The sequence below is a fragment of the Aminobacter aminovorans genome, assembly GCF_900445235.1.
Lineage (GTDB): Bacteria > Pseudomonadota > Alphaproteobacteria > Rhizobiales > Rhizobiaceae > Aminobacter > Aminobacter aminovorans.
Window position 1 is genome coordinate 164,862 of the sequence record NZ_UFSM01000001.1, and the last position, 12,092, is coordinate 176,953.

The following is a 12,092-nucleotide window of genomic DNA, read 5'->3' on the forward strand; positions in this document are numbered from 1 at the left end:
CTGCGCGCTATGCTTCGACCTCGATGGCCGACAGCGGCTTCGAGCAGCAGGCGAGGATGAAGCCGTCTTCGATCTCGTGATCGAGGATGCCGCCATTGTGGCTCATCTCGACCTCGCCGGAGAGTTTCCTGACCTTGCAGGTGCCACACAGGCCGAACTCACACGCCGCCGGGATGCGCACGCCCGAGGCCCGCGCCGTCTGCAGCACGGTCTGGCCGGCCAGGCAGTGGGCGTCGATGTCCGACAGCGAAAAGCGGACCGGGATGACGGCTGCTGCCTCGGACCCGCCCTCGCCCGGAGCTGCGAAAGGTGCCGGGACCTCCTCGACGATTGGTGCGGCGAAGCTCTCCTGATGGTAGCGGGCCATGTCGAAGCCCGAAGCTTCCAGCATGCCGCGCACGGCGCGCATGAAAGGATCGGGGCCGCAGCAGAACACCTCGCGCTCGCGGAAATCGGGTGACAGCAGCGGCAGGCGCACCGCATCGATGCGCCCCATATGGCCGAACCAGCCCTCGCGGCTCGACCGTTCTTCGATCATGAAGCCGAGCGACAGGCCGGGCATATGGGTGCCGAGAAGTTCAAGCTCCTTGCGGAAGATGATCTCTTCGGGACGCCGCGCACAATTGACGAAAGAGACGTCCGTCCAGGGCGCGCAGTCGTTGAGCCAGCGCAGCATCGACATCATCGGCGTGATGCCGGAGCCCGCCGAGACGAACAGATATTTGGCGGCCGGATGCTGGTGCAGCGAAAAATCGCCTGATGGACCGTATGCCTTGATCCGGACGCCCGGCTTGAGCTGGTCGAACATCCAGCGCGTGCCGACACTGCCCGCCTGCGCCTTGACGGTGACGGCGATGGAGAACGGCCGCGACGGGCTGGACGACAGCGTGTAGGTGCGCATGACAGGCACCGGGTCGACGGGCAGCTCGAGCGTCACGAACTGGCCGGGCTTGTAGCGGAACCAGGTCTGGTTGTCGGAGCGGAAGGTGAAGGTCTTGACGTCGGGGGCCTCGTCGGTGACGCCGATGACCTCCAGAACCTGAAGCCTGTCGTTCCAGGGCACCATCTCGTCGAGGTTGCGGTAAAGGCCGAGATCGGACATCGCGTTCATGCCTCCTCCTGCTCAGGCGACGTTGCGCAATGCCGGCTTGCCGTCATCGGCCAGCCGCGGCTCGATGAAATTGGCGTACCATTCGATGAACTGCATGACCCCGCCCTCGTGCTCGACCGAATAGGGCCCGGGCTCGTAGGCCGGCGATTTGATGCCGAAGGCATTTTCCTCGACGATGCGGCGGTCCTGATCGTTGGTCTCGGTCCAGACATGGGTCAGTTCGGCGAGGTCGTAGTCGACGCCCTCGACGGCATCCTTGTGAACCAGCCACTTGGTGGTGACTGCCGTTTCGGTGGCGCTGATCGGCAGCACGCGGAAGGTGACGGCGTGGTCGCCGAGCACATGGTTCCAGGTGGTCGGATAGTGATAGAGCAGAAGCGTGCCGATCCTGTCGGCCGAGACGCTGTCGGAGAGATTTCGTTGCACGGCGCGCTTGCCTGATATGGTGTAGCTCACCGCATCTCGCAGCAACGGGGCGCGCGTCGCCCGGTATTGGCCGGCGGCGTCGATACGGAACTTGCTCGGCAGCCCCACCGCCTCGCACTTGGCCCAGTGCGCCAGCATTTCGGGATCGCTCTCGGCGCCGTTGACGCCGGTGACAGTTGGCGCCTCGGGGAAAGTCTTGCACAGCTCGGGATGGTTTGCGGCGCAATGATAGCACTCGCGGTTGTTTTCCCAGACCAGCTTCCAGTTGCCCTTCTCGATGATGGTGCTTTCAAACGCGACCTTGGCCTCGCGCAACCGGTGCGGCAGAAGATAGGGCTCGACCAAAGACCGCATCGGCGCAAAGTCGGCCGGCTCGTCGGCAAGGCAGATGAAGATGTAGCCGCCGACGGTTTCGCAAGCGACCGGCTTCAGGCCAAACTGGCTCTTGTCGAAGCCTTCCGCCATCTGGCGCGCGAACAGCAGCCGGCCGTCGAGCTCATAGGTCCACTGGTGGTAGGGACAGACAAGCTTGGCCGCCGTGCCCTTTTCCGTCGCGCAGACACGGCTGCCGCGATGGCGGCAGGAATTGTGGAAGGCACGAAGCTCGCCCTTCTGGTCGCGGACAAGCACGACGGGATAGTCGCCGATCTGGACGGTGAAGAAGCTGCCCGGCTTGGCCAGTTCGCAGTCATGCCCGACAAACAGCCAGTCGCGATACCAGATCAGCTCCATGTCGACCCGGTAGAAATCCTGGTCGGTGTAGAAGGGCTGTTCCAGGCTGAACCCGTCGCGGCGTCCGCGCAGCAGCCTCAGCATTTCGTTCTTCGTGTCCATGTCCTGTCCTCATGCCAAGGACTGAACTGGTGGTGATGTCGGGAAGAACGACTGCCCGGCGGACGTAGGGTCCGCGCAGCAACGATCCGCCTCTTGACCGCCCACCGCGATCAGTCGAGTTGTTTCAGGTTCAAGGCTGGTTTCCGGGCTCCGGAGCTGTCCCTTCGGACTGTCTCGACACCTTCCCAGGCCTTCAGGCCCAGTGGTCTCCCGTCGAAACAACAAACTCCGCCACCGTTGCGGGGGCAGCGCCGGCATCTAACCGGCTTCCCAATTCTCTGCTTCGTCTCACGCGAAGCAGCACCTTGAACATGTCTGATCAGACCACGGAAAGCTGGCCGGACACGAGCACGAAAACGACACCGGCTCAGCGCAAAGGCGACAGAGCCCCTGTGATATCATTGTGTTGCTATTCGGCCGCCTGGGCGTATGAGGCCGGTATGTAGTTGAGGATCGGCCCGAGCCAGCGTTCGACTTCGGCGATGGTCATGTCCTTGCGCCGGGCATAGTCCTCGACCTGGTCGCGCTCGATCTTGGCGACGCCGAAATAGTAGCTCTCGGGATGCGCCAGATAGATGCCCGAGACCGAGGAGCCCGGCCACATCGCCATGCTCTCGGTCAGGCTGACACTGGCGTTTTTCTCAGCGTCGAGCAGGCGGAACAGCGTCACCTTTTCGGTATGGTCGGGCTGGGCCGGATAGCCCGGCGCCGGGCGGATGCCACGATAGGGCTCGCCGATCAGCTCATCCGGCGCCAGGCTTTCATCGGGTGCGTAACCCCAGAACTCCTTGCGCACCTTCTCGTGCATGCGCTCGGCAAAAGCCTCGGCGAAGCGGTCGGCCAGCGCCTTGACCATGATCGAGGAATAATCGTCGTTGGCACGTTCGAAGCGTTCGGCGATCGCCACTTCCTCGATGCCGGCGGTCACCACAAAGCCGCCGAGATAGTCCGGCTTGCCGCTGTCGAGCGGAGCGATGAAATCGGCCAGTGCGACATTGGCCTTGCCGTCGCGCTTGGTCAGTTGCTGGCGCAGGGTGAAGAAGGTGCCAAGTTCCTTTTTACGCGCCTCGTCGGTGAACAGCCTGACGTCGTCGCCGACTGAATGAGCCGGCCAGAAGCCAATGACGGCCTTGGGCGCGAACCACTTCTCGTCGATGATCTTCTTCAGCATCGCCTGCGCGTCCTCGAACAGCTGGCGGGCCGCGGCACCTTGCTTCTCGTCATCGAGGATCTTGGGGTAACGGCCCTTGAGCTCCCAGGTCTGGAAGAACGGCGTCCAGTCGATATAGCGGGCAAGCTCGGCCAGATCCCAGCCTTCGAAAACCCTGGTGCCGAGGAAGGACGGCTTCGGCGGCGTGTAGGACACCCAGTCGACCTTGTGCGCATTGGCACGCGCCTTGGCCAGCGGCAGGCGTTGCTTGTCGGCCTCCGAGCGGTGATGGGCGTCGGCGACCTTCTGGTATTCAGCCTGAATGGTTTCGACGTAGCCGCCCTTGGCCTCCGACGACAACAGATTGGACACCACGCCGACCGCACGGCTGGCGTCGGTGACGTAGACGGTCTGGCCGCTCGAATAGCGCGGATGGATCTTCACCGCCGTATGGACGCGGCTGGTGGTGGCACCACCGATGAGCAACGGAATGTCGAAACCTTCGCGCTCCATTTCGGCAGCGACATGCGCCATCTCGTCGAGCGACGGCGTGATCAGGCCGGAAAGGCCGATGATGTCGACCTTTTCGTCCCTGGCGACCTGCAGGATCTTGGTTGCCGGCACCATGACGCCGAGGTCGATGATCTCGTAATTGTTGCAGGCGAGCACGACACCGACGATGTTCTTGCCGATATCGTGGACGTCGCCTTTGACCGTCGCCATCAGGATCTTGCCGGCGGTCTGGCGTTCGCCATTGTCGATGCCATTGGCGGCGTTGGCGAGCTTCTCCGCCTCCATGTGCGGCAGGAGACCTGCAACGGCCTGCTTCATGACGCGGGCCGACTTGACCACCTGCGGCAGGAACATCTTGCCAGCGCCGAACAGGTCGCCAACGACGTTCATGCCGGCCATCAGCGGGCCCTCGATGACATGCAGCGGGCGCTCCGCCCTCAGCCGCGCCTCGTCGGTGTCGGCATCGATGAACTCGGTAATGCCATTGACCAGCGCGTGGCTGATGCGCTGTTCGACCGGCCAATCACGCCAGGCGAGATCGCGTTCCTTGGCTTCCTTGCCAGCGGTGCCCTTGTAGCGTTCCGCCAGTTCCAGCAACCGCTCGGTGGCGGTGCCGCCGGCCTTGGGCGCGCGGTTGAGCACAACGTCCTCGCAGGCCTCGCGCAGCTCCGGGTCGATCGATTCGTAGACGGCGAGCTGGCCGGCATTGACGATGCCCATGTCCATGCCGACCTGGATGCAGTGGTAGAGGAACACGGCATGCATGGCCTCGCGCACCGGCTCATTGCCGCGGAACGAGAACGACAGGTTCGACACGCCGCCCGAGATATGGACATGCGGCAGGGTCTCGGTGATCTCCCGCGTCGCCTCGATGAAGTCGACGCCGTAATTGTCGTGCTCCTCGATGCCGGTGGCGACGGCGAAGATGTTGGGATCGAAGATGATGTCTTCGGGCGCGAAGCCGGCCTGCTCGGTCAAAAGCTTGTAGGCGCGGGTGCAGATCTCGACCTTGCGCGCCTTGGTGTCAGCCTGGCCCTGCTCGTCGAATGCCATGACGACGACGGCGGCACCATAGGCGCGGCAGAGCCTGGCGTGATGCAGGAAGGCCTCTTCGCCTTCCTTCATCGAGATCGAGTTGACGATCGGCTTGCCCTGGACGCATTTCAGCCCGGCCTCGATCACCTCCCATTTCGAGCTGTCGATCATGACAGGCACACGCGCAATGTCAGGCTCGGCGGCGATCAGGTTGAGATATTCGACCATCGCCTTCTTCGAGTCGATCAGGCCCTCATCCATGTTGATGTCGATGATCTGGGCGCCGTTGACGACCTGGTCGCGGGCGACATCAAGGGCGGCGGCGTAGTCGCCGGCAGTCACCAGTTTGCGGAACTTGGCCGAGCCGGTGACGTTGGTGCGTTCGCCGACATTGACGAAAGGAATCTCGTCGGTGAGCGTGAACGGCTCGAGACCCGACAGGCGCATCTGCGGCTTGAGTTCCGGCACCTGGCGCGGCGGATACTTGGCAACAGCCTGCGCGATGGCGCGGATATGCTCGGGTGTCGAGCCACAGCAACCACCGACGATGTTGATGAAGCCTTCGCGTGCGAACTCCTCGACCTGGGCGGCCATGAATTCGGGGCTCTCGTCATACTGGCCGAAGGCGTTGGGCAGGCCGGCATTGGGATAGGCGCAGATGAAGGTCTCGGCGACATCGGACAGCTCGGCCAGATGCGGGCGCATGGCGGCAGCGCCAAGCGCGCAGTTGAGCCCGACCGTGAACGGGTCGGCATGGCGGATGGAGTTCCAGAAAGCGGACGGCGTCTGGCCCGACAGGGTGCGGCCGGACAGGTCGGTGATGGTGCCCGAAATCATCACCGGCAGGCGCACGCCCTTTTCGATGAATATCTCGTCGCAGGCAAAGATCGCCGCCTTGGCGTTGAGCGTGTCGAAGATGGTCTCGATCAGGATGATGTCGGCGCCACCGTCGATCAGGCCGCGCAGCTGTTCGCCGTAGGCGATGCGCAAGTCGTCGAAGGTGACAGCGCGATAGCCGGGATTGTTGACGTCTGGCGAGATCGAGGCGGTGCGGTTGGTCGGCCCGAGTGCTCCTGCAACGAAACGACGCTTGCCGTCCTCCTGCTGGGCGCGGATTGCGGCGCGGCGGACCAGCCGCGCACCATCGCGGTTGAGCTCGTAGACCATGTCCTCCATGCCGTAGTCGGCCTGGGCGATGGAGGTCGACGAAAAGGTGTTGGTCTCGATGATGTCGGCGCCGGCGATGGCGTATTTGTAGTGGATCTCCTCGATCGCCTTGGGCTGCGACAGGATCAGAAGGTCGTTGTTGCCCTGCTGATGGCAGGCGCAACCGGTGAACTTATCGCCGCGGAAATGGTCCTCGTTGAAGCCCAGGCCCTGGATCTGCGTGCCCATCGCGCCATCGAGGATCAGGATGCGTTCGCGCGCCGCAGCTTTCAGCGCCGCAAGCACCTCCGAGCCGTCGGGCTTGGCGGCAACCGACCCAAACAGGGCGTCGAGCGAGGTGGCGTTTTGCGACACTTTTCATCCTTTCGGCGACAAAGCCGTCAGGTCACATAAAGACATCTTTATGTCAATATGTCGAGCACGCATTTGCCGCCGCGGACGGCGCCGCCGCAGCTAGTCCGGGCGCTTCAGCAGGTAGGTATCCATGATCCAGCCTTTGTCTGCGCGTGCCTGGGCGCGGATGCGCTCGATGTCGCCGACAACCTCGCGCAGCTTGCCCGACACCAGAATCTCGTCTGATGTGCCGACATAAGCGCCCCACCAGATGTCGAGATCGCCATCGAGGCGGTCGAAAGCGCCTTCTCCGTCGAGCATGACGACGACGCTGTCGGCATTGTTGGGAAAGCCCTCAGTTAGCTTGCGGCCGGTGGTGATGGCGATGGACTGGCCGATCTTGTTGAGCGCGACTTTGTGCTGGGCGGCGAGCGCCTGGACGCTCGATATTCCGGGGATGACATCATATTCGAGCTCGAAGCCGCCTTTGGCCTGCAACCGGTCGAGAATGCGCATGGTGCTGTCGTAAAGCGTCGGATCGCCCCAGACGAGGAAGGCGCCGCACTCATCCTCTTCAAGTTCTTCCATCAGCAGCTGTTGGTAGACGTCCTCGACCGCATCGTGCCAAGCCGAGACGGCAGCGCCATAATCCTCCATCGCCGGCCTGCGGCGAGGCACGTCGAACCCGACGGTGCGGTAGCTCTGGTCGCGGATGAAGCGTTCGCAGATCTCGCGCCTGACACGCGCCAGCCCGTCCTTCTCGATACCCTTGTCGGGGACGAAAAAGACGTTGACACGGTTGAGCGCATCGACCGCCTGGATGGTGACATAGTCGGGATTGCCGGCGCCGATGCCGATGACAAGTATTTTTCGCTTCATGACGACATGGCCCTGCCGCCGGCAGTGCCACGGCCAAGCTCGGCGGCGAGGTCGAGGAACAATTGCCTGAGCTGGCGCGGCCCCGGATGCCCACCGCCATACTCGGCCAGGCGATTGGCCTGCCGCGACGCCGCCTCGCGTAGATTGCCGTCCTCAGGTTGGGCGATCACATGCCAGGAACACCTGTTCGGGTTCGGGCATGACCGGCGCGACGGTGGCGCGGTTCCAGTTCAGTCCCATGCCAGCGCTCCGCCATTCTGGTATTCGATGACACGGGTCTCGAAGAAGTTCTTCTCCTTCTTGAGGTCCATCGCCTCCGACATCCATGGGAACGGATTCTCGACCTCGGCGAAGACCGGCTGCAAGCCGAGCTGGGCGCAGCGCCGGTTGGCGATGAAGTGCATGTAGGTTTCGCAAAGCGCTGCATTGAGCCCAAGGAAACCGCGCGGCATCGTATCACGGCCATACGAGGCCTCGAGCTCGGCCGCCGTGCGGATCATGCCGCGGATCTCGTCCCGGAACGCCGCCGTCCACAGATGCGGGTTCTCGTGCTTGATCTGGTTGATGACATCGATGCCGAAGTTGAGATGGATCGACTCGTCGCGCAGGATGTACTGATACTGCTCGGCGATGCCGACCATCTTGTTGCGCCGGCCGAGCGACAGGATCTGGGCAAAGCCGGTGTAGAACCACATGCCCTCGAAGATGACGTAGAAGGCGACGAGGTCGCGCATGAAGGCCTGGTCGGTCTCGGGCGTGCCGGTGCGGAAATCCGGATCGTCGAGATGCTGGGTGTGCTTCAGCGCCCACGCCGCCTTGTCGGTGATCGACGGCACCTCGCGGTACATGTTGAACAGTTCGCCCTCGTCCAGGCTGAGGCTCTCGACGATGTACTGGAAGGTGTGGGTGTGGACCGCCTCCTCGAAGGCCTGGCGCAGCAGATATTGCCGGCATTCAGGATTGGTCAGATGGCGGTAGATCGCCAGCACGATGTTGTTGGCAACCAGGCTCTCCGAAGCGGCGAAGAAACCGAGATTGCGCTTGATCATGCGCCTTTCGTCGTCGGTCAGCCCGTCTTTCGACTTCCACAAGGCGATGTCGGCCTGCATCGACACTTCGGTCGGCATCCAGTGATTGTTGCAGCCGGCGAGATACTTCTCCCAGGCCCAGCGGTATTTGAGCGGCAGAAGCTGGTTGACGTCGGCACGCGCATTGATCATGCGCTTGTCGTCGACGCGGACGCGGCCGCCGCCGCGCTCGATCGCGCCGAGCCCGGTGGCGTCGGCGACAGGTGCACCGGCAAGTGGCGGGACGATGGGTGTGGACTTCGGTTCGGACCAGTCGAGCATTTTCGTTTTCCTTGATTTGTTCTGCGCCCTCGGCGCTACGGCGCCCGCGTTGACGGCTTTCGATGATGTCTACTGGCAGGCTTCGCATTCGGGATCGTCGATGGCGCAGGCTTTGCCCCAGGCAGCATCGGCGTTGACGACGATTGGCGCGGACGCTGTCATGGTGACGGCGGACACCGAATTCAGTCTGCCGTCGGTGCCCTTCAGCGTCGATTTCTCGACATGAGAGGCCGAGCGCGAGCGCAGGTAGTAGGTCGTCTTCAAGCCCTTGTTCCAGGCCAGACGATAGAGCGCGTCGAGCTTCTTGCCGCTCGGATTGGCGATGTAGAGATTGAGCGACTGGGCCTGGTCGATCCACTTCTGCCGGCGCGACGCCGCCTCGATCAGCCAGGCACTGTCGATCTCGAAAGCAGTGGCGAACAGCGCCTTGAGATCGTCGGGGATGCGGTCGATCTGGCCGATCGAGCCGTCGAAATATTTGAGGTCGGAGACCATGACCTCGTCCCACAGGCCGCGCGCCTTGAGCTCATGCACCAGTGCTGCGTTGACCACGGTGAAGTCGCCGGACATGTTCGATTTGACGAACAGGTTCTGGTAGGCCGGCTCGATCGACTGCGCCACGCCGCAGATGTTGGAGATGGTTGCCGTCGGCGCGATCGCCATGGTGTTGGAGTTGCGCATGCCGGTCTTGCTGACGCGCTTGCGCAAGGCATCCCAGTCGAGCGTCGAGCCCCGGTCCATGTCGACGCCGGGGCGCGCCTTGGCCAGCAGGTCGATGGAATCGATCGGCAGGATGCCCTTCGACCACAGCGAACCGTCGAAGCTCGGATAACGGCCGCGCTCGGCGGCGAGGTCGCAGGATGCCGAGATCGCGTTGTAGGAGATCGCCTCCATGCTGGCGTCGGCGAAGGCCACCGCCTGATCGGAGGCATAGGGGATCTTCAGCACCTGCAAGGCATCCTGGAAACCCATCATGCCGAGGCCGACCGGGCGATGCTGCAGGTTCGAGCGCCTGGCTTCGGGAATGGTGTAGAAATTGATGTCGATGACATTGTCGAGCATGCGCATCGCCGTCTTTACGGTGCGAGCCAGACGGTCGAGGTCGAGACCTTCAGCGCCGATGTGATTGGCGAGATTGACCGAGCCGAGATTGCAGACTGCCACTTCGTCCTTCGAGGTGTTGAGGGCGATTTCGGTGCACAGGTTCGACGAATGCACGACGCCGATGTGGCTCTGCGGCGAGCGGATATTGCAGGGATCCTTGAAGGTGATCCAGGGATGCCCGGTTTCAAACAGCATCGTCAGCATCCTGCGCCACAGGTCGAGCGCCCGGACCTTGCGGAACACCTTGATGCCACCGGCCAGAGCCTTTGCCTCGTAGGCTTCGTAGGCCGCCTTGAAGGCCGTGCCATAGAGATCGTGCAGGTCGGGCGTTTCATCGGGCGAAAACAGCGTCCATTCGCCATCGGCCTCGACCCGCTCCATGAACAGGTCCGGCACCCAGTTGGCGGTGTTCATGTCGTGGGTGCGGCGGCGGTCGTCGCCGGTGTTCTTCCTGAGGTCAAGGAATTCCTCGATGTCGACATGCCAGGTCTCGAGATAGGCGCAGACAGCACCCTTGCGTTTGCCACCCTGATTGACGGCGATCGCCGTGTCGTTGGCCACCTTCAGGAACGGCACCACACCCTGGCTCTCGCCATTGGTGCCCTTGATGTGGGCGCCGAGGCCACGCACCGGGGTCCAGTCATTGCCGAGCCCACCGGAATATTTGGCGAGCAGCGCATTGTCCTTCACCGCCTTGAAGATGCCGTCGAGATCGTCGGCGACGGTGGTGAGGAAACAGGACGACAATTGCGGGCGTAGCGTGCCGGAGTTGAACAAAGTCGGCGTCGAGGCCATGAAATCGAAGGACGACAACAGGTCATAGAACTCGATTGCGCGGCTCTCGCGGTCGATCTCGCGGCCTGCCAGGCCCATCGCCACCCGCATGAAGAAGGCCTGCGGCAGTTCGAAACGCTTGCCCCTGCTGTGCAGGAAGTAGCGATCATAAAGCGTCTGCAGACCAAGATACTGGAACTGCAGATCGCGCTCGGGTTTTAGCGCGGCACTCAGCCTGGCAAGGTCGAAACGGCCAAGTTCGGGGTCGATCAATTCAGCCTTGATGCCGGTGGCGATGAAGGCGGAAAAATAGGTGGCATAACGCGCGGTCATTTCGGCCTGGGTGGCCTGCTCGGGCCTGCCGGAGACGAAGCTCAGTGCCTCACGCCGCAGCCGGTCCAGCAACAGCCGCGCGCTGACGAAGGCGTAGTTCGGCTCGGTTTCGACAAGCGTACGCGCGGACAGGATCGGCGCCAGCGAAAGCTCGTCCACGGTGATGCCGTCATAGAGATTGCGCCTCGTCTCGGCCAGGATGGCATCCGCCGAGACCGCCTCTAGTCCGGCGCAGGCCTCATCGACGATACGGGCCAGACGCCTCTCATCCAGCGGCGCCAGGCTGCCGTCATCGGCCTTGACCTGGAGCGCCGGTGCGGCGACTTCGACCGACGCGACCTTGGCGGCAGCGCGTTCGCGTGCACGTTCCTCTCGGTAAAGTACATAGGCGCGGGCGACCTTGTGGTGCTCGGAGCGCATCAGCGCCAGTTCGACCTGGTCCTGGATTTCTTCGATGTGGAAGATGCGGCCCGTGTCGGCCCGGCGCGTCAGTGCGGCCAACACTTGCCCGGCCAGCTCCTCGACGAGGTCGTGGACGCGGCGCGAACCTGCAGCCACCGAACCCTCGGCGGCGAGAAACGCCTTGGTCAGCGCCACAGTGATCTTGGTCGCGTCGAACGGCGTCACCGAGCCGTTGCGCCGGATGACACGGTAGCCAGGCTCGGACGCGGTCTCGGAACCGTGGCTGAGGGCGGACAGAATCCTGTCGGTTCCGCTTGATAGAATGGTAGAAGTCGCCGGCATCATCTTCCCCGATGGTTTGGGGGGCGAAGGGCCTCGAGCGGACGCGTGCCGAATTTCGACCGGCGCAAGCCGGCAGAACGCAAGCGCACCACCGGACACCCCGCCCGTGGACGTTCAGAATCGATCGCGGCAGGTCTCCTGGCTCACAGGTCATTGCCGCTGTCTGGCCTTCCCAGCGCCCATTGGCACCAGTGGCACTACGCGACAGCAACTCACTGCTTACAGTTGCGGGGGCAGCGCCGGCATTGCGAAATCGCTCACCGGCTTCCCTCTTAGCTCCCGAGCTGGAATCAACTCGGAAGACCACGATGTCTACATGTAGTATGACCGCCCGGTGTCA

General features: G+C 63.1%; 7 protein-coding genes and 2 riboswitches. All 7 genes read right to left on the reverse strand.

Annotated elements, in window-relative coordinates; genetic code table 11:
* Positions 1-7: 7 nt before the first annotated feature.
* Positions 8-1,102: an FAD-binding oxidoreductase gene (locus tag DY201_RS00850; RefSeq protein ID WP_115733506.1), complete on the reverse strand. Its 1,095-nt coding sequence runs from the start codon at positions 1,100-1,102 to the stop codon at positions 8-10.
* Between the two features lie 21 nt (positions 1,103-1,123).
* Positions 1,124-2,371, reverse strand: coding sequence for an aromatic ring-hydroxylating oxygenase subunit alpha (locus DY201_RS00855; protein ID WP_115729545.1), 1,248 nt, complete (start codon positions 2,369-2,371; stop codon positions 1,124-1,126).
* A gap of 117 nt (positions 2,372-2,488) precedes the next feature.
* Positions 2,489-2,694: riboswitch (cobalamin riboswitch) on the reverse strand.
* 86 nt (positions 2,695-2,780) lie between these two features.
* Positions 2,781-6,590 (reverse strand): methionine synthase, encoded by a 3,810-nt coding sequence (gene metH / locus DY201_RS00860; protein WP_115729547.1) that lies wholly within the window; start codon positions 6,588-6,590, stop codon positions 2,781-2,783.
* Between the two features lie 99 nt (positions 6,591-6,689).
* Positions 6,690-7,448 carry a precorrin-6A synthase (deacetylating) gene (gene cobF / locus DY201_RS00865; protein WP_115729549.1) on the reverse strand — a complete coding sequence of 253 codons (759 nt, stop codon included), beginning with the start codon at positions 7,446-7,448 and terminating at the stop codon, positions 6,690-6,692.
* The gene (locus DY201_RS28885; RefSeq protein ID WP_165915973.1) at positions 7,445-7,618 is read right to left on the reverse strand and encodes a hypothetical protein; all 174 of its coding nucleotides are present in this window, start codon (positions 7,616-7,618) and stop codon (positions 7,445-7,447) included. Before DY201_RS28885 ends, cobF begins: the two co-directional genes overlap by 4 nt.
* Positions 7,619-7,678: 60 nt before the next feature.
* Positions 7,679-8,797: a ribonucleotide-diphosphate reductase subunit beta gene (locus tag DY201_RS00870; protein WP_115729551.1), complete on the reverse strand. Its 1,119-nt coding sequence runs from the start codon at positions 8,795-8,797 to the stop codon at positions 7,679-7,681.
* 69 nt (positions 8,798-8,866) lie between these two features.
* Complete coding sequence (locus DY201_RS00875) at positions 8,867-11,752, reverse strand: ribonucleoside-diphosphate reductase subunit alpha (RefSeq protein ID WP_115733507.1); 2,886 nt, start codon at positions 11,750-11,752, stop codon at positions 8,867-8,869.
* Between the two features lie 111 nt (positions 11,753-11,863).
* Positions 11,864-12,075: riboswitch (cobalamin riboswitch) on the reverse strand.
* Between the last annotated feature and the right edge of the window lie 17 nt (positions 12,076-12,092).